This is a genomic window from Pantoea sp. X-Soil-YNGN-785, from assembly GCF_059730585.1.
Genome location: NZ_AP035942.1, coordinates 3,446,325 through 3,463,158 on the forward strand (window position 1 = coordinate 3,446,325; position 16,834 = coordinate 3,463,158).

Consider the following 16,834-nt stretch of genomic DNA (forward strand, 5'->3'; position numbering starts at 1 on the left):
TTCTTCTTCAGAATTTCTGAAGAACACTGACAGTATATCTCGCTTACAACCTTTCCACGCCGCGATTATCATCTCCAGCTATCAACCCAATGAATGCAGAACTGCTTTCAGCGGGCATAAACCCTGCGGGCAGTCTGCCCTGCATCCCTGATAGCGCTGGAGTAAATGATGAAAAAATTCGAAGACGTTGGTTTATTAGTGGCTCGTATCCTGATGCCAATTCTGTTCATTACGGCCGGCTGGGGCAAAATCACCGGTTATGCAGGTACTCAGCAATATATGGAAGCGATGGGCGTGCCTGGTTTTATGCTGCCGCTGGTTATCCTGCTGGAGTTTGGCGGCGGTCTGGCCATCCTGTTTGGTTTCCTGACCCGTTTTACTGCCCTGTTCACTGCCGGCTTCACCATCCTGACCGCGTTTCTGTTTCACAGTAACTTCGCCGAAGGCGTAAACCAGCTGATGTTCATGAAGAACCTCTCTATCGCAGGTGGTTTCCTGGTGTTAGGTCTGGTCGGCCCGGGTGCATACAGCCTTGATCGCCTGATCAGCAAAAGAAAACCACAGGCGATTACGCGCTAATCTCACATAAAGCGTATTGCCACATATACTTAACAGGGCGGGGACATTTCCCCGCCCTGTTTGCATTGGAGCCATTATGGGACAGTTAATTGACGGTGTCTGGCATGACATCTGGTACGACACCAAATCTACCGGTGGACGTTTCAAGCGTTCAGAGTCGGCTTTTCGCAACTGGGTAACGCCGGATGGCAGCGCCGGTCCGTCAGGTAAAGCGGGATTTGCCGCTGAGCGCGATCGCTATCATCTTTATGTCTCGCTGGCCTGCCCCTGGGCGCACCGCACGCTGCTGATGCGCCAGCTGAAAGGTCTGGACAGCATGATCGATGTCTCCGTGGTGCATCCACTGATGCTGGAGAATGGCTGGACGTTCGATGACACCTTTCAGGATGCGACTGGCGATAAGCTCTACCAGAACGAGTTCCTTTATCAACTCTATCTGCACGCCGATCCGCAATACAGCGGGCGTGTCACCGTGCCAGTATTGTGGGACAAACAGCAGAACACCATCGTCAGCAATGAGTCGGCGGATATCATCCGCATGTTCAACAGTGCGTTTGATGCGGTGGGCGCCCGTGCCGGTGACTACTATCCCGTTGCGCTGCGTGAAAAAATTGATGAGCTGAATGGCTGGATCTACGACACCGTGAATAATGGCGTCTATAAGTCGGGCTTCGCCACGTCGCAATCCGCGTACGATGAGGCTGTCACTGCGCTGTTTCATTCGCTGTCGCGCCTGGAGCAGGTCCTGGGCCAGCATCGCTATCTCACCGGCGATCAGCTGACCGAAGCGGATCTGCGTTTGTGGACCACGCTGGTGCGCTTTGATCCGGTCTATGTGACCCACTTCAAATGCGATCGTCACCGGATCGGTGATTACAGAAACCTCAGCGGTTTCCTGCGTGATATCTATCAGATGCCGGGCATTGCGGAGACAGTCAATCTGCCGCATATCCGTCATCACTACTACTGCAGCCACAAGACCATCAACCCGAGCGGCGTCATTTCGCTGGGCCCGGCGTTTGACTGGGATGAACCGCACGGCCGCGGTTAAATGTTGTTAGCGCCAAAAAGCAAAAACCCCGCCGAGGCGGGGTTTCTGGTAAAAAGTCGAAGCTGACCGTTAAGCCGCGTTCTTTTCATAGAGAGCGTCGTGGACAGTCATTCATCGCTGCCTGCACCAGGCCCGCAAAAGCAAAAACCCCGCCGAGGCGGGGTTTCTGGTAAAAAGTCGAAGCTGACCGTTAAGCCGGGTTCTGTCGTGGACAGTCATTCATCTAGGCCAGCAATCGCTCACTGGCTCAAGCAGCCTACCCGGGTTCAGTACGGGCCGTACCTTGTGAACCCCTATTTGGCCTTGCTCCGGGTGGAGTTTACCGTGCCACGAACTGTTGCCAGTCGCGCGGTGCGCTCTTACCGCACCCTTTCACCCTTACCTGATCCCATTTCTGGGCCATCGGCGGTTTGCTCTCTGTTGCACTGGTCGTAGGCTTGCGCCTCCCAGGCGTTACCTGGCACCCTGCCCTATGGAGCCCGGACTTTCCTCCCCTCTGCCCGTCTCCCCACAAGTGAGGACGACGACAAAGCGGCGACTGTCTGGTCAGCTTCGGCGCGGGATAATAGGACATTCGCCGGCATTTGTCACGCCTCTTGCTGCTCCAGCGCATACTTATAGAGGGCATTTTTCTTCACGCTGTGGATCTCAGCGGTCAGCGCAGCGGCGCGCTTCAGTGGCAGCTCTTTTTGCAGCAGCGCCAGCGTACGCAGCGCATCGGCCGGTAACGCGTCTTCGTCATCGACCTTGTGCCCTTCAACAATCAGCACCATTTCACCTTTACGACGATTCTCATCTTCTTTCACCCAGGCCAGCAGTTCGCCAACCGGTGCACCGTAAATTGACTCCCAGGTCTTGGTCAGCTCGCGCGCCAGCACGACGTAGCGTTCAGCCCCCAGCTCACTCACCATATCCTGCAGACTGTCGATCAGACGGTGGGTCGATTCATAAAAAATCAGCGTGCGTGGCTCCTGTACCAGCGCCCGCAGCGCATCGCAGCGGCCTTTGGTTTTGGCGGGCAGAAACCCTTCGTAACAGAAACGATCGGATGGCAGTCCTGCAGCACTTAACGCGGCAATGGCAGCACAGGCACCGGGCAGCGGCACCACACGAATACCCGCTTCACGGCAGCGACGCACCAGATGGTAGCCCGGATCGTTGATCAGCGGCGTGCCAGCATCGGAAACTAAGGCTATGCTTTGACCCTCCTGCAGCTTCGTTAACAGCAGTTCAGCCTTGTGCTGCTCGTTGTGGTCATGAAGTGAGAAGAGTCGCGCATTGATGGCGAAATGTTGTAGCAACAGCCCGGTATGACGTGTATCTTCCGCAGCGACCAGATCGACGCTCGAAAGCACCGTCAGCGCCCGCTGGGTGATATCACCCAAATTACCAATCGGGGTTGGAACGATGTAGAGCGTGCTGGCAGAAATCTCTGCCCGATCGAGTTGTTTCATTGTTTCATCCGAATTGCCGATTTAATATTGAGCATCTTGAAAAAAACATCACTGGATACAGTATGCTTCCTTCAAAAGTCGTTCGTCATAAAGCAGGACGCTTTCTGCCTGTCATTCTTGCTGGGCTGATTTTAGCCGCATGTAGCGGTCAGGGGCCGCAAACCTCAACCGTCAATATTCAGGGGCCAGTCACCGCCAGCTCCGCTTACTATCTGCAGCAAGCGCAGCAAAGCAGCGATGATAGCAAGACCGACTGGCAATTACTCGCAATCCGCGCCCTGTTGAAGGAAGGAAAGTATCCTGAGGCGACCCAGCAACTGAGCCAGTTGCCGCAGCAGCTCTCTGAGACTCAGCAACAGGAATCCCTGCTGCTGAAAGCGCAATTGCTGATTTCACAGCAGAAAACCAAAGAGGCTGAACCCCTGTTAGCACAGGTGAAAACCGGTTCGCTGTCGCAGGATCAGCTGGCGCGTTATTACAGCCTGCAGATCGCCAGCGCCCAGGGTCGCCCTTCACTCTCACTGCTGCGCACCTATATTGCGCAGGAGCCGCTGCTGAAAGGCACCGATCATCAGGCCAACATTGACGCCACCTGGCAGACACTGACGCAGATGTCGCCGCAGGAGGCCAGCAACCTGGTGATTAATGCCGACGAAAATGTGCTGCAGGGCTGGCTCGATCTGCTCGCGGTCTGGCGCGCCAACGCGCAGGATGCGGAGATGCTGAAGTCAGGCATCAAAGACTGGCAGACCCGCTATCCACAGAACCCGGCGGCCAAAACGCTGCCGACGCAGCTGAGCCAGATGCAGAACTACACTAAAGCCTCAACCAGCATCATCGCGCTGCTGCTGCCGCTGAACGGCCAGGCGCAGGTGTTCGCGAATGCGATTCAGAAAGGCTTTAACGATGCGAAGAATGGCGTCTCCGCACCGGTCGCTCAGCCTGCTGCTGCCCAGCCTGCCGCTGCAGATGCGACGGCCAGCACGCAACCTGCCGGTGCCGCGGGATCGGCTGCCGATCCCATCAGCGCACCGCAGCAGTCTGCCGACACCACAACTCAACCTCAGTCACAGCCCCAGTCTCAGCCTGCTACTGCCGCACCGGCCAGCAACGCCCAGATCAAAGTCTATGACACCAGCAGCCAGCCGATTGAGCAGGTGATGCAGCAGGCACAGCAGGATGGCGCGACTATCGTGGTCGGCCCGCTGCTGAAGAGCAACGTTGAGAAGGTCGCTAACAGCCAGACGCCACTGAATGTGCTGGCGCTTAATGAGCCGGAGAAGATCCAGAACCATCCGAATATTTGTTACTTTGCGCTTTCTCCTGAAGACGAAGCGCGCGATGCCGCGCACCATATCTGGGATCAGGGCAAACGCCAGCCGCTGTTGCTGGTGCCGCGCAGCGGACTGGGCGATCGCGTCACCAACGCTTTTGCTCAGGAGTGGCAGAAACTGGGTGGCAGCACCGTCATGCAGCAGCGATTTGGCTCGACATCTGAGCTGAAACAGGGCATCAACAGCGGTGCGGGCATCAGCTTATCGGGTACGCCGGTGAACGCTGCACCTGCTGAGCCGCAGGGTGTTTCGATTGCGGGCCTGACCATTCCGGCACCGCAACAGAGCACGCCAGATGTGGTCAGCACCAGCAGCGGTGGCGGCGTCGATGCGGTCTACATCGTCTCCACGCAGGATGAACTGCAGCTGATCAAGCCTATGATTGCCATGCGCACCGGCAGCCGCAGCAACATTTCGCTGTATGCCAGCTCGCGCAGCGCGCAGGCGGGTGCCGGCCCGGACTTCCGTCTGGAAATGGATGGCCTGCAGTTCAGCGATATTCCGCTGCTCTCCGGCAGCAACCCTGGCCTGATGCAGCAGACCTCAAAGTCATTCAATAATGACTACTCGCTGGTGCGTCTCTATGCCATGGGTATGGATGCCTGGACGCTGGCGAATCACTTCAACCAGATGCGTCAGTCTCCTGGCTTTACGCTGGATGGCAATACCGGCAAGCTCAGCGCCGACACGGATTGTGTGATCAACAGGAAGTTGACATGGAACCAGTATCGTCGGGGCGAAATCGCACCGGCCAACTAAATCGCCGTCAGATTGGTGCCGGGCATGAAGAAGATGCCCGGCGCTATCTGGAGCAGGCTGGCCTGATATGGGTCGCCAGCAATGTTCACTTTCGCAATGGTGAACTTGACCTGATTATGCGTGACGGGCACTGTTGGGTGTTTGTTGAAGTCCGCTACCGGCGCGATGCGCGTTACGGTGGCGCACTTGCCAGCGTTACCCGGAATAAACAACAAAAGCTGCTGCGCGCTGCCGCTCTCTGGCTGGCGCAACGCGGCGGCAGTTTTGAAACAGTGAATTGCCGTTTCGACATCATCGCCATTACCGGCACGGCGCTCGAGTGGCTGCCGAATGCCTTTAATGCAGACGTTTAGAACCAGGTGGTCGTGTGCAGGAAAGAATTAAAGCGTGTTTTACCGAAAGTATTCAAACCCAGATTGCCGCAGCCGAGGCGTTGCCCGATGCTATCTCGCGCGCGGCCATGACGCTGGTGCAGTCGCTACTGAATGGCAATAAAATCCTGAGCTGTGGTAACGGTGCTTCATCTGCCAATGCCCAGCACTTCGCCGCCAGCATGATCAACCGTTTTGAGACCGAACGCCCCAGCTTACCGGCGCTGGCCTTAAGTGCCGACAACGTGATGCTGACCGCGATTGGTAACGACCGTCTGCATGATGAAATCTATGCCAAGCAGGTACGCGCACTGGGACACGCAGGCGATGTGTTACTGGCTATCTCAACCCGGGGCAACACCCGCGACATCGTCAAGGCGGTAGAAGCGGCGGTAACACGCGATATGACTATCGTTGCGCTTACCGGGTATGATGGCGGAGAGCTCGCCGGACTGCTGGGTCCGCAGGATGTGGAAATCCGCATTCCGTCGCACCGCAGCGCCCGTATTCAGGAGATGCATATGCTCACCGTTAATTGCTTATGCGATCTGATCGATAACACTCTCTTTCCCCATCAGGAATGACCGAAGGAGCACGAATGAAAGCATTGAATGCTATAGCTATTCTGTTAACCGCCATGCTGCTGCAGGGCTGCGTTGCGGTTGTGGCTGGCGGCGCAGCGGTTGCCACCAAAACGGCGACCGATCCCCGCTCGGTAGGGACGCAGGTTGATGACGGCACCCTGGAGCTGCGCGTCACTAACGCGCTGGCGAAAGATCAGCAGATTAAAACCGATGCCCGCGTCATCGCCACGGCTTATCAGGGCAAAGTGCTGCTGACCGGCCAGGCACCTTCGCAGGAGATCGCCAATCGTGCCAAACAGATCACCATGGGCGTTGATGGCGCAACCGAAGTCTACAACGAGATCCGCATCGGCCAGAAAGTGACGCTGGGCACCACGTCGTCCGACACCTGGATCACCACCAAAATTCGCTCGCAACTGCTGGGCAGCGATCAGGTGAAATCCTCCAACGTGAAGGTGACGACCGAGAATGGCGAAGTGTTCCTGCTGGGTCTGGTGACGCAACAGGAAGCGCAGGCCGCGGCCGATGTTGCCAGCCGCGTCAGTGGCGTGAAGCACGTCACCACCGCCTTTACCATGCTGAAGTAACCGGTAAAAGCGCAAAAAGGCGGCCCTGGCCGCCTTTTTTATTGCCCGGTTTTCAGACCGGAATGTCGATAACCAGCGCGCGGGTCGCGGTTTTTGCAGTCAACTGCAACTGCCTCTCTTCCTGCAAAAAGGCACCATCGCCACAGCCCAGCTTCTCCTGATGATCCGTGCCGGACATCGCCTCCAGCGAACCGTGAATCGACTGCAGATAGGCTCGCGGCCCCTGTATCGGCAGCGAGTAATGTTCGCCCGGTGCCAGCTCGACCTGATGGATCCACACCTGCTGACGCAGTTGCAGGCTGTCGTCCACGCCATCCGGCGAAGCAATCAGCTGAGACACGCGACCTTCCGTCAGGGCTATTTTCTGCATCCGCGGATTTTCGCGCTCTGGACAGGCGGCCAGCCAGAGCTGCATGCGCGTCAGCGGGCGATCTTTGCTCAGGTTAATTTCGGTGTAACTCACTCCGGGCTGAGCAGAGAGCAGCAGCGCTTCCCCTTCCCGCACGCTGATCGTGTTGCCTTCACTGTCGCGGTATTCGGCTTCACCCTGCAGCACGATGTTCAGCACATCGACCTGAGGATAAGTGCGCGGCTGAAAAGCGGCACCCGGTGCCAGCACTTCCTGGTTCAGTACGCGCAGCGACGCGTAACCCATCAGTTTGGGATCAAAATAGTGGCCAAAAGAGAAACTGTAGCGGCCCTGTAACCAGCCGAAATCGGCCTGACCACAGGCGGACGCACTGCGTGTCGTTATCATTATTTACCTCCGGCATCCGGTGACGAGGATCGGCCACGGACTTTATGCACCTATGGTAAAAGTCTGGACGCCGGATTGTTAGCCAGTTAATCTGCCCGGCATGTTCAAATTTCCTGACAGAGAACCGGGATGGCTAAAGAGCGTGCGTTAACCCTTGAATCGTTACGCGTTATGGATGCGATTGATCGGCGTGGCAGTTTCGCAGCAGCCGCAGATGAACTGGGGCGCGTGCCTTCCGCCCTCAGCTACACCATGCAGAAGCTGGAAGAGGAGCTGGATGTGGTGCTGTTTGACCGCTCCGGTCACCGTACCAAATTTACCAACGTGGGACGCATGCTGCTGGAGCGTGGCCGGGTACTGCTGGAAGCGGCCGACAAGCTCACCACCGATGCGGAAGCGCTGGCGCGTGGCTGGGAAACCCATCTGACCATTGTTACCGAAGCGCTGGTGCCCATTGATGCACTGTTTCCGCTGGTGACCCGTCTGGCCGACAAAGCCAACACGCAGTTTTCGCTGGTGACGGAAGTGCTGGCGGGCGCATGGGAAAGACTGGAACAGGGCCGCGCCGATATCGTGATTGCCCCCGATATGCACTTCCGCGCCTCTACCGAGATCAACACCCGCAAGCTCTACACCATGATGAGCGTCTACGTCGCCAGTGCGGATCACCCGATTCATAACGAGCCGGAACCGCAGTCTGAAGTAACGCGGGTGAAATACCGTGGCATTGCGGTTGCGGATACCGCACGTGAGCGTCCGGTGCTGACCGTGCAGTTGCTGGATAAGCAGCAGCGCCTGACCGTGAGCAGCATGGACGACAAGCGCCGTGCGCTGCTGGCGGGCCTGGGCGTGGCAACCATGCCCTATTCATTAGTCGAGCAGGATATTGCCGAAGGCCGCCTGCGGGTGGTGAGTCCGGAGTATACCCGCGAGGTCGATATTATTATGGCGTGGCGACGTGACAGCATGGGCGAAGCCAAATCCTGGTGTCTGCGCGAGATCCCGCGCCTGCTGGCGAAGAAAAACTAAGTATCATGGTTTCAGGGCGAAGCTAAGACCGGCTCAGGCAATCCATCGCTACCGCCCTGAAGCTGTTGAAATCGCTGCTGTCCCGCAGGCGGGTCATCGCCCGTTCACGCAGGAACGTCACAAACAGATCGTATATCGCCATTGCCTCTTCATACTCACTTTTGCTGATTGCCAGCAGGAAGATGACATAAGCGGTATCGTCGCCCCACGCGATGCCGTGCGGTGCCAGCACGGTATAGACCACGGTTTTCTTTGCCAGCAGTCCCAGCGAGTGCGGCAGTGCGATCCCTTCGCCCAGCATGGTGCTGACAATCGCTTCACGCTCTTCAACCGACGGACAGAACGCCGCATCCACAAAGCCCTCCGCCTGCAGCTGATCGCACAGCTGACGAAACAGTTCAGACTGGGTCATCGGCCTGTCAACAATATGAAAATGCTGGGCATCAAAAAATTTCGCCAACATATAGGGCCGGGTCCGGTCGACCAGCACCAGCTTGCCAATCTGCTCCAGCTGAAAACCGGTGGGAAACGGTGACATCACCACCACCGGTTTCTCTTTTTCACTGAGCCGGATGGTCGAGATAACAAAATCTTCGTCGATACGGCTGCGCGCCTCATATTCGCGCTGTGACAGGCGCGCCGTGACCTGTAACTGCGGGTATTTACGCAGCAGCATTGCCTCAATCATGCGCAGCGTAGAGTTACCGCTGTCGCACACCAGCAGCACCTGCGGATGGCGCTGATAGCCGACGTCATAGTGGCGCTCCAGCCCGACGCCAATATGCAGCACCAGAAAGCCGATCTCATTTTCGGAGATAACATACGGGGTATATTTCCCCCAGCTGGTTACCGCCGCTAAGGTGACATCGTAGGCCATCGGATAGTGCTGCTTGATGTTGCTGAGCAAGGGGTTGGGAATGTGGATCTGATAGCGCACCCGGGTAATCATGGTTTTGATGTGGGTGAGCAGATCGGCACGCAGCTGCTGATCGTTTTGCAGATTGAAGTTGTAGTGGGTGTTGATAAAGCTGAGCAGGTAATCCACCAGCGCGTCGGCGTCATCGGCATTAATAGCGCTGGGGGCGATCGCCTGAATGCGCCGCGCCGCAATATTGACCCGCAGCCAGTTCTCTTCCGCTGGTGAAATCGGTTTGCTGACCAGCGGGCGCATCAGATTAATCAGCTGATGTGCCGCTTCACGCACCTCATCACCAATCTCCTCGGCTCCCGGATCGTTTAGCGGATAGCCTTCACTGATGCGACGCACCGCCACGGCGCAGTAAAGCCGCAGATAGCGCTCGCCCTCATCGCTGAGACGAATATTGTGCTGGGCAAAGCAGTTTTGCAGCAGCGGGCGCAGCGTCTCCAGCATGCCGCTGTTGAGCGCTTCAATCGTCAGCAGCGGACTCTCCGGCTGCGCCTGATCGATTTGCCATAACAGATCGGTCAGGCAGGTCCGAATCGCCACTTCGCTGCCGAACAGCTTCATGCCGTAGTGTGGCTTGCTTTCAATAGTGAGGTGATAGCGCCCCAGCCATTCGCGGACTTCTGCCATATCATTCTGCAGGGTGGCGCGGCTGACAAACCACTCTTCGGCCAGCTCTTCAAGTTTCAGCGAATAGGCCGCAGTGAGAAAGCGGGTCAGCAGGTAGCGAACCCGGTCTGGCGAGCTGCGTGGCACCCGTAGCGGCGACGCGGTGTGCTGCTGCAGATGCTGAAAGCGCTGAGCATCCTCAATCTTCAGCTGATAGCCCGCGCCACGGCTCAGGATAAACTGCGCGCCATGCTCTGCCAGCAGCGCATTCAGCGCCGTGATATCGGTGCGCACGGTGCGGGTCGAGACGGCAAAACGCCGCGCCAGCTCATCCTGAGGCAGCGTTTCGTTTTGCAGGGCATCGAACAGTTGCGCGAGGCGCTGATTGGGAAATCTCACAAGCGTTACCTGTTTGCAGACAGAAAGTGGGAACATCAGCCTACGGCGATCGTCACACAACGTCCATGTTGCGCGATCGGCCTGCTGCAGGCTGATCGTGTCGATCTCTACGCCAGTAGCGTTTTACAGATAGCCAGTAGCTGCTGCACATCTTCGATGCGGGTTTCTCCGCTGGCTTTGTCGATGATCGAACTGTAGACGTGCGGGATCACTTTGCTGACGCCGGACTCCAGCGCAATGCGCACGATCTCGCCGAAATTCTCCAGATCGATACCGCCGGTGGGCTCCAGCCAGAAATCGAGTTTTGCACAGGCTTCCGCCACGGCGCGATACTCATCCACCGCCTGCAGACCGCCCATCGGGAAATATTTCACCGAGCTGCCGCCCATATCCTGCAGCATCGCAATCGCCGTTTCGATAGGCACGATCCCGTCCTGCTGTTTTGCGCTGCGCGGTCCGGTAGAGATTTTCACCTGACCCGGCGTGCCGGTGGGCGAGATCAGACCGTTCACGATGGTCTGTGACTGGCCCAGCAGCGCACGACTGGTGGCGACGCCGGTAAAGACCTGGTTCACATGCTGCGGTTGCAGCACCGCGGAGATCTCACTCACCATCTGTGACTGATTAGGATCACCCGCACCCAGCCCCACCGACAGCGCATTATCAATCAGCGCGGCATACTCACGCATATCAGCGATAGCGGCGTCATTGCTGGCGTAGTTTTTTGACAGCACGCCGACCAGCACGTGACCTTCTGCTGCCTGCCAGATGGCGCGGGCATTCTCTTTTGATCCCGCCAGAACGTTAAGGCAGAGACGATCCTGATAAAAGTTGGGGGTCAGCGTCATGCGTGTTTCTCTCCGTTTAACAGTGCCTGAATGCGGGTAAAAATAGTGTTCAGTTGATCGGCGCTGACACTGCGCACGTCTGCTTCAATGATCCCCTCGTTAGCTTTGTAGCCACGGAAGTAGATCGCGACGTCGCCCTTTTTCAGCGCCTGCACCAGATCGCCGGTGCGCTGCTGGATCGCGGCTTCGTCAAAGGCGATCTCAGCGCGGGCAATATCGCGTCCGGCACCATCCCACACGATGCGGGCCGTCACGCCATTCAGGCCATTGAGCTGCTCAATAAACGGCGTCATTTTTTCCACCATCTGCGCGCCGCTGATTTTTGGCTGCGTCAGATAGTTTTCGATTGCCTGGGTCAGCCCCAGAATCCCCTCTTTGCCCACTTTCATTGCGCGGCCAATGCCGTTGGTCTGGCGTTTGACCCACTCAACGTAGTGGTGTCTGCCAATCACCAGCCCGCTGGTCGGCCCTTCAATCGCTTTTGCGCCGCTGTAGATCACCAGATCGGCGCCCGCCTGGTAGTAGCACTGCAGATCCTCTTCCGCGGCTGCATCGACGATCAGCGGTACACCATGCTCACGCGCAACCGCCGCGGCCTGCGCTACATCGAGATGGCTCTTTTGCACGCAGTGATGCGATTTCACATAGAGGATTGCTGCGGTCTGCGGCGTGATCGCCGCCGCCAGCTGGGCAGTTGAGCACTCGTTGCTGTAACCCGCTTCCACCAGTTGCCCGCCACCCAGTGCCACCATGCTGCCGACCGGGGCGCCATAGTTCACGTTGTGCCCTTTCGGCACCACAATCTGGTGCGGGATGGTCAGCGGTGCGGCGTGCAGGTTATCCACCAGCCAGTCATTGTCTTTCACTATCACCGCCGCCACGCACTGGGCGATTCCTGCGGAGGCGCAGGAGACCACCAGCGCGTTCTCCACCTTCAGCAGACCGGCGATATAAGCACCGGTCTTATCCACCAGATCTTTCATTTCGAAGTAGTGGTCGAGGCCGTACTTCACCGTATCGATCACGTCACTCGACGGCGTAGAGACGCCGAGGATCGTCATACGGCCAGAGGCGTTAATTACCGGCTTCAGGCCATACTTTTCATATACCGAGGTCATGCGCTATTCCTTCTTCTGTCGCGATCCACGTACCAGCGACCACGGCCGCCAGCGGAACCAGATGCTTCTCACCGGTTACCTGTTCACCTTCTGAATCGATAAAGGGCCGGATTTCCTCTTTGACGCTAAAAACAGTCAGGTCGGCGTCGTAACCCACTTTCAGCTGGCCCTTGCGCTGCAGGCGCAGTCCGGTGGCGGCATTGACCGTCACGCAGTCGATTACCTGCGGCAGCATCATGCCGACGCTGAAGAATTTCGACATCACATGCGCCAGGCTGTGAACCGGCCCGGTCAGGCGATTACGGCAGTAGATGTCAGAGCTGATGGTGTCGGGCAGAATGCCCTGCGCAATCGCCACGCGGGCGACCTCGAAGCTGAAGCTGGCGCTGCCGTGGCCAACATCGAGTTTTACGCCACGTGCGATGGCATGTTTTACCGCCGCTTTGAGTTCACCCTGCGGCGTCAGAATGCGGTTGGGTTTGCCATTAAAGCAGTGCGTGATGATGTCGCCCGTGGTCAGCAGATCCGCAATCTGGTCGAGATTGGGTGGATTATTGCCGATATGAACCATCAGCGGCAGACCGCCGCTCTCCTGCTGGATCGCTTTGGCTTTGATCAGCGGCTGAACGCCGTTCTGACCGACCACGCTGCTGCTGATGCGCGCCTTGAGGCCGACAATAAAATCGGGCAGTCGAGCCACGGCCTGCTGCACCGCCTCGCCATCGATCTGCGTCATATCGGCCAGCTCATTCTGAGTGACGATGCCGGTGCGGGCGATATTGATCAGCGCATAGACCTGGGTCTGCGCCGCGCGCGTCAGCTGGTAGAAGTCATCGATGTGTTCTGCGCCGGTGCTGCCCGCATCGACCACCGTGGTGACGCCATGCGCCACGCCAATCGCGTCTGCTTCATCATGGTAAATCGGTGATTTGGGATAGCAGTGAACGTGGGAGTCGATCCAGCCCGCGCTGAGGTAGTAGCGGCCCGCCAGATCGCGCTCACGCGGTGCGCTGCCCTGCACCTTGCCGATGGCAGCAATGCGGCCATCCTGCAACGCAATATCGACCACCTGCTCATCGCTGAGGCGCGCATTGCGGATAATCAAGTCGTACATGGTTTCTCCTTAACGGCAGCCCGCTGCCGGGCTGCCGGTGAGATCAGAGGGCAATCGGGAACAGTGCACCCAGGATCATCGCGCCGAGGATGGCACCGCCGGTAATCGGCTTGTTCCAGAGATAGAACAGCAGCGCACCCAGCAGCGAGCCCAGACCAATCGGAATGGAGGCCGCCATGGCGGACAGGATGATCAGCGGCCCCAGAAAGCGGCCTGAAGCATTACCTGCACCCATCATCACGTCTGCGCCGTAGGTGGAGTCGCTCTGATTGATGGTGAATTTACGCGCCAGAATGATCAGGTAGCCAATCGCCACGCCAATCACCAGGCCCGTCGCCAGCGAAGCTGCGAAGTTCGCTACGGGGAAGATGATGCCCGCCCCCAGCAGCAGTGCCGGCACACCCAGCCCGACCCCGGTCTGGATCGCGCCGCCGATATCGAGAATGCCCACCAGCGAGCCTTCGATAATGCGGGCAAACAGGAAGCTGGCACCAAAGGCGGCGACCGCACCGTAGACGCCGGTTTCCATGCCGGCGCGCAGCATCGAGACAAACGCCACTTCGTTAAACGCGCCAATGCCATAGAGGTAATACATGTGGGTCCCGGCGAAAACCCCCGAGGAGAGCAGGCCAACAAAGATCGGGAAAGACCAGTCGGCGTACCAGAAGCCTTTATTTTCGTTCATCGCATCGCCTCTTATTTGCCGCTGACTGAGTTGTGGATCATGTCGAGCCAGCCGGGAATGCCGAGCTGGAAGGACTGCAGCAGCTTCATGTCGAAACCGCGGAAGAAGCCGCTCAGCACAAACAGCAGCACGATGGCGGTCATCATTACTTTGGTGACCCGGTTCCAGCCGCTCTCTTCCACGCCTTTACCGATCAGGATCCCCAGCACCAGGCCTGGTACGGCGTTGCCCATGATCAGCTGCGCCAGACCGCCAAAAATGGTGGCCCAGAAGCCTGATTTTTTGCCTGCATCGATCGCCGCCAGCCAGAAGATGACCGGCATGACGGTGTTCACCAGCAGGTTTGCGGCGGGCACCAGCACTTTGACCGCCGTCACCTGCAGCGCAGCCGGCACAGCAGAGGCGGTAGAATTGAGGAATGCGACCACGATCATGCCGATGATGCCGCAGGCGATGGCCATTTTTTTCGGATCGTGCAGCGTCTCCGCCACATTACGATTCTTCACCATCAGGGCAGCCGCACCCCAGTTTGGAATGATGCGATGGTCCACATCCTGCGTGAATGAACCGGCTGCGACAGACGATGCCCAGGCATTGAAAAAGAAGCCAAGACCAAAGGAGAAATGAGATGCCGGATCGCCTTCACACGAGTTCAGCTCGCCCAGCGTACGAAACGCCCCCATGCCCTGGGTGGTGGGCGCGTGGAACATACGTGCAGCCCCCGCGCCAACGCCGACGCCTACCAGGCCCCCAATGATCAACGACTTAAACAAAATGATTAAAAACATGTTGTTGTACCTTGTTGTCGTTTTTACCCGCCCTATCCGCGCCGCCGCATCGCCCCGGCCTGACCGCCGCGCTATCGCTACAGCAGTGGAATGGGCAAACGGCGGGCTGATGTAAACAGGTTCTGTTTTATGATGCCGCCGTGAACGTCACCTGCTCGGTGTCGAAAACGGTGACGCTGACGGTGATCTCCAGCGTCACGCTGAAGCTCCGCCGTTGGCGCGCCAGAAAGAAAAAGAGAAACTTCTCGGTTCTGACGCTCTCCTGCGCGCGCAGCACCCGGACATCCTGAGGTTCGATGCGCAGCAGAATTTTTTGCGTCGCGCGCAGAACCTGGTTCTGCACACGACTCAGGGCATCGGCAAAGGCTTTCGCTTTGGTGTCGCCTTTGCCCTCAACCGTCACCTGGGTAACGTAGTGTTCTTTCATAATCAGCTGCCGTGCTTCTTGTTCCAGGCCTGCACCAGCCGTTCGCCTAACTCTTCTTTATCCATAAAGCCGAAGCCCAGCACCGTGGCGCCTTCATTGATGGCGGTGACGCCTTCGTCAACAGAACGCATGCCGTGTTTGGCTTTGTAGCCATATTTGTTCTGCGCGGTGATAGCACCCGCGCCGCCGCTGCCGCAGAACGAGATGCCGAAATCGGCGTTTTCTGCCTTCATCACGTCACCCAGCTTCATGTCAGCGGCCACGCCTGGCACCACGACAGCACGACCACCCGCTTTCTCGATGCCCGCCGCCACTTTCTGGCCCTTACCTAAACGATCGCCAATCACTACTGTTACCATGGTGTGTTCCTCTTCAGTTATTTGATCGCGCGACTTCAATATGCACAGACAGCAGCCAGGCCTCTTCGCGGGGGAGATTGCCGAACAGGTCGACGACCTGCTGCGCCAGCGCGACCGTTTCAGGCGGAATATCCTCAAACAGCTCCGCTTCCACTTCCGGCAGCGGCTCCCCGCTCAGCGAACGTGACGCCATGGCCCCGACATGCGATTGCAGCATCTGCTGCTGGACCGCGTTGGGCTGAATGCCATGCTGCTGATAGATCGCCGCAATCTGCGTCATCACGCTGTCAGCCAGCTGTTGCACTTTCTCCGGTGGCGCTTCATACACCGGGACGCCGTTATTGCTCACCTTGCTACTCCTGTTAAACCGGATAATTCGCGTTAGAAATAAATTAGCGGTCATCACCCCGGCTGTGGAGAGGCAACATTTCCAGCAGTAAGTGGAAATTGAAGTGAAGGTTGTGCGTCAGATCGCAGGCTGCACGCTTAGTGCGATATGCGTCGCAAAATGCGCAAAATGATGCCATTAGCCTCGCAAGGCGGTGATGTTGTGCGGCAGCCAGACTGCCGGGCGATGGTTTACGGTGCGGTGATAAGCAGAAGTGATGGTAAAAACCGCCGGTCGGGCTGACCGGCGGTCGGATTAGCGGAATTTCTTATGGTTGGTATTACGGATGTCATCAAATTTAGCGGCTTCGCGCTTTGCGTCGTCCACGTTGTTAGCTTTCGCCAGCGCGCTGACCACGTCAATCTGTGCGATAAGTGAGTCAAGGCCCGCGTGGTAGTCTTTGATCTGCGCACTGTCAGCAGGCTGACCTTCCAGCTTATCGGGCGTCGACTTTTTGGCATCCTGCGCCGCGGTTCGCATTTTGGTTAACGCCTGCTGCATCTCCTGCGCACTGTCCGTTTTCTTAACGATTTTCAGATTCGCATTGAGCGTATCCATATCCTGCTCCAGATCTGCCGCATAGAGGCTGACGCTGGAGAACAACAGAGAAGCCGACAACATTGCAATCACATGCTTACGCATCATTACTTCCTTTTTATTGTGATGAAA

The 16,834-nt window shown here is 57.6% G+C and carries 19 protein-coding genes and 1 other RNA gene; 7 read left to right on the top strand and 13 right to left on the bottom strand.

Translation table 11 applies throughout. The features are described 5' to 3' along the window. Positions 1 to 168 precede the first annotated feature (168 nt). Together AC6I8E_RS15960 and AC6I8E_RS15965 are read left to right on the top strand one after the other, a co-directional pair. A complete protein-coding gene (locus AC6I8E_RS15960) occupies positions 169 to 579 on the top strand; it encodes a DoxX family protein (RefSeq protein WP_098052311.1) in 411 nt (136 codons plus the stop codon). A gap of 76 nt (positions 580 to 655) precedes the next feature. Beyond that, entirely contained in the window at positions 656 to 1,630 is a 975-nt protein-coding gene (locus AC6I8E_RS15965; RefSeq protein ID WP_497824221.1) for a glutathione S-transferase family protein, read from the top strand. A gap of 175 nt (positions 1,631 to 1,805) precedes the next feature. Here the strand turns inward: AC6I8E_RS15965 and rnpB are convergent. Continuing rightward, positions 1,806 to 2,184: RNase P RNA component class A (gene rnpB, locus AC6I8E_RS15970), an RNA gene on the bottom strand. 33 nt (positions 2,185 to 2,217) lie between these two features. Further along, positions 2,218 to 3,084: a 16S rRNA (cytidine(1402)-2'-O)-methyltransferase gene (rsmI, locus tag AC6I8E_RS15975; protein ID WP_098052308.1), complete on the bottom strand. Its 867-nt coding sequence runs from the start codon at positions 3,082 to 3,084 to the stop codon at positions 2,218 to 2,220. Positions 3,085 to 3,146: 62 nt separating this feature from the next. On the opposite strand from rsmI, the gene AC6I8E_RS15980 reads away from it, so the two are divergent. Genes AC6I8E_RS15980 through dolP form a run of 4 tightly spaced genes read left to right on the top strand, consistent with a single transcriptional unit; the run spans position 3,147 to position 6,719 of the window. Continuing rightward, a complete protein-coding gene (locus AC6I8E_RS15980) occupies positions 3,147 to 5,177 on the top strand; it encodes a penicillin-binding protein activator (RefSeq protein WP_497824222.1) in 2,031 nt (676 codons plus the stop codon). Continuing rightward, on the top strand, positions 5,135 to 5,530 hold the full coding sequence (locus AC6I8E_RS15985; RefSeq protein WP_033784093.1) for a YraN family protein: 396 nt from the start codon (positions 5,135 to 5,137) through the stop codon (positions 5,528 to 5,530). Before AC6I8E_RS15980 ends, AC6I8E_RS15985 begins: the two co-directional genes overlap by 43 nt. A 14-nt stretch (positions 5,531 to 5,544) precedes the next feature. Next, positions 5,545 to 6,132: a DnaA initiator-associating protein DiaA gene (gene diaA / locus AC6I8E_RS15990; RefSeq protein WP_003855538.1), complete on the top strand. Its 588-nt coding sequence runs from the start codon at positions 5,545 to 5,547 to the stop codon at positions 6,130 to 6,132. A gap of 14 nt (positions 6,133 to 6,146) precedes the next feature. Continuing rightward, positions 6,147 to 6,719, top strand: a complete 573-nt coding sequence (dolP, locus tag AC6I8E_RS15995) for a division/outer membrane stress-associated lipid-binding lipoprotein (protein ID WP_013359140.1) — start codon at positions 6,147 to 6,149, stop codon at positions 6,717 to 6,719. Between the two features lie 52 nt (positions 6,720 to 6,771). Here the strand turns inward: dolP and AC6I8E_RS16000 are convergent, their stop codons facing one another. After that, a complete protein-coding gene (locus AC6I8E_RS16000) occupies positions 6,772 to 7,476 on the bottom strand; it encodes a pirin family protein (protein WP_095706626.1) in 705 nt (234 codons plus the stop codon). Between the two features lie 129 nt (positions 7,477 to 7,605). Here AC6I8E_RS16000 and AC6I8E_RS16005 point away from each other — a divergent pair, with 129 nt between their 5' ends. After that, positions 7,606 to 8,505, top strand: coding sequence for a LysR family transcriptional regulator (locus AC6I8E_RS16005; RefSeq protein WP_013359142.1), 900 nt, complete (start codon positions 7,606 to 7,608; stop codon positions 8,503 to 8,505). A 22-nt stretch (positions 8,506 to 8,527) separates the two neighbouring features. On the opposite strand, the gene AC6I8E_RS16010 is transcribed toward AC6I8E_RS16005, so the two are convergent. The 10 genes from AC6I8E_RS16010 to cybC form a co-directional block, all read right to left on the bottom strand. Next, complete coding sequence (locus AC6I8E_RS16010; RefSeq protein WP_041457115.1) at positions 8,528 to 10,438, bottom strand: BglG family transcription antiterminator; 1,911 nt, start codon at positions 10,436 to 10,438, stop codon at positions 8,528 to 8,530. A gap of 107 nt (positions 10,439 to 10,545) precedes the next feature. Further along, positions 10,546 to 11,286: a 2-dehydro-3-deoxy-phosphogluconate aldolase gene (dagF, locus tag AC6I8E_RS16015; RefSeq protein ID WP_013359144.1), complete on the bottom strand. Its 741-nt coding sequence runs from the start codon at positions 11,284 to 11,286 to the stop codon at positions 10,546 to 10,548. Then, the gene (locus AC6I8E_RS16020) at positions 11,283 to 12,404 is read right to left on the bottom strand and encodes a DgaE family pyridoxal phosphate-dependent ammonia lyase (RefSeq protein WP_313678227.1); all 1,122 of its coding nucleotides are present in this window, start codon (positions 12,402 to 12,404) and stop codon (positions 11,283 to 11,285) included. Before AC6I8E_RS16020 ends, dagF begins: the two co-directional genes overlap by 4 nt. Next, on the bottom strand, positions 12,388 to 13,518 hold the full coding sequence (locus tag AC6I8E_RS16025; protein ID WP_497824223.1) for an amidohydrolase/deacetylase family metallohydrolase: 1,131 nt from the start codon (positions 13,516 to 13,518) through the stop codon (positions 12,388 to 12,390). Before AC6I8E_RS16025 ends, AC6I8E_RS16020 begins: the two co-directional genes overlap by 17 nt. 43 nt (positions 13,519 to 13,561) lie before the next feature. Beyond that, positions 13,562 to 14,203 (bottom strand): DUF4310 family protein, encoded by a 642-nt coding sequence (locus AC6I8E_RS16030; protein ID WP_033734006.1) that lies wholly within the window; start codon positions 14,201 to 14,203, stop codon positions 13,562 to 13,564. An 11-nt stretch (positions 14,204 to 14,214) separates the two neighbouring features. Then, complete coding sequence (locus AC6I8E_RS16035; RefSeq protein WP_008925780.1) at positions 14,215 to 14,991, bottom strand: DUF4311 domain-containing protein; 777 nt, start codon at positions 14,989 to 14,991, stop codon at positions 14,215 to 14,217. A 127-nt stretch (positions 14,992 to 15,118) separates the two neighbouring features. Further along, on the bottom strand, positions 15,119 to 15,418 hold the full coding sequence (locus AC6I8E_RS16040; RefSeq protein ID WP_013359149.1) for a DUF4312 family protein: 300 nt from the start codon (positions 15,416 to 15,418) through the stop codon (positions 15,119 to 15,121). 2 nt (positions 15,419 to 15,420) lie between these two features. Continuing rightward, entirely contained in the window at positions 15,421 to 15,777 is a 357-nt protein-coding gene (locus AC6I8E_RS16045; RefSeq protein ID WP_010256477.1) for an SFCGS family glycine-rich protein, read from the bottom strand. 13 nt (positions 15,778 to 15,790) lie between these two features. Continuing rightward, a complete protein-coding gene (locus tag AC6I8E_RS16050; protein ID WP_061063460.1) occupies positions 15,791 to 16,126 on the bottom strand; it encodes a glycine dehydrogenase in 336 nt (111 codons plus the stop codon). 294 nt (positions 16,127 to 16,420) lie between these two features. After that, positions 16,421 to 16,807 (bottom strand): cytochrome b562, encoded by a 387-nt coding sequence (gene cybC / locus AC6I8E_RS16055; RefSeq protein WP_497824711.1) that lies wholly within the window; start codon positions 16,805 to 16,807, stop codon positions 16,421 to 16,423. Positions 16,808 to 16,834 lie beyond the last annotated feature (27 nt).

Excerpts from the sequence above, each read along its gene's own strand:
- AC6I8E_RS15960 (WP_098052311.1), top strand. The coding sequence starts at position 169 with ATGAAAAAATTCGAAGACGTTGGTTTATTAGTGGCTCGTATCCTGATG.
- AC6I8E_RS15965 (WP_497824221.1), top strand. The coding sequence starts at position 656 with ATGGGACAGTTAATTGACGGTGTCTGGCATGACATCTGGTACGACACC.
- rsmI (WP_098052308.1), bottom strand. The coding sequence starts at position 3,084 with ATGAAACAACTCGATCGGGCAGAGATTTCTGCCAGCACGCTCTACATC.
- AC6I8E_RS15980 (WP_497824222.1), top strand. The coding sequence starts at position 3,147 with ATGCTTCCTTCAAAAGTCGTTCGTCATAAAGCAGGACGCTTTCTGCCT.
- AC6I8E_RS15985 (WP_033784093.1), top strand. The coding sequence starts at position 5,135 with ATGGAACCAGTATCGTCGGGGCGAAATCGCACCGGCCAACTAAATCGC.
- dolP (WP_013359140.1), top strand. The coding sequence starts at position 6,147 with ATGAAAGCATTGAATGCTATAGCTATTCTGTTAACCGCCATGCTGCTG.
- AC6I8E_RS16000 (WP_095706626.1), bottom strand. The coding sequence starts at position 7,476 with ATGATAACGACACGCAGTGCGTCCGCCTGTGGTCAGGCCGATTTCGGC.
- AC6I8E_RS16005 (WP_013359142.1), top strand. The coding sequence starts at position 7,606 with ATGGCTAAAGAGCGTGCGTTAACCCTTGAATCGTTACGCGTTATGGAT.
- dagF (WP_013359144.1), bottom strand. The coding sequence starts at position 11,286 with ATGACGCTGACCCCCAACTTTTATCAGGATCGTCTCTGCCTTAACGTT.
- AC6I8E_RS16020 (WP_313678227.1), bottom strand. The coding sequence starts at position 12,404 with ATGACCTCGGTATATGAAAAGTATGGCCTGAAGCCGGTAATTAACGCC.
- AC6I8E_RS16025 (WP_497824223.1), bottom strand. The coding sequence starts at position 13,518 with ATGTACGACTTGATTATCCGCAATGCGCGCCTCAGCGATGAGCAGGTG.
- AC6I8E_RS16030 (WP_033734006.1), bottom strand. The coding sequence starts at position 14,203 with ATGAACGAAAATAAAGGCTTCTGGTACGCCGACTGGTCTTTCCCGATC.
- AC6I8E_RS16035 (WP_008925780.1), bottom strand. The coding sequence starts at position 14,991 with ATGTTTTTAATCATTTTGTTTAAGTCGTTGATCATTGGGGGCCTGGTA.
- AC6I8E_RS16040 (WP_013359149.1), bottom strand. The coding sequence starts at position 15,418 with ATGAAAGAACACTACGTTACCCAGGTGACGGTTGAGGGCAAAGGCGAC.
- AC6I8E_RS16045 (WP_010256477.1), bottom strand. The coding sequence starts at position 15,777 with ATGGTAACAGTAGTGATTGGCGATCGTTTAGGTAAGGGCCAGAAAGTG.
- cybC (WP_497824711.1), bottom strand. The coding sequence starts at position 16,807 with ATGCGTAAGCATGTGATTGCAATGTTGTCGGCTTCTCTGTTGTTCTCC.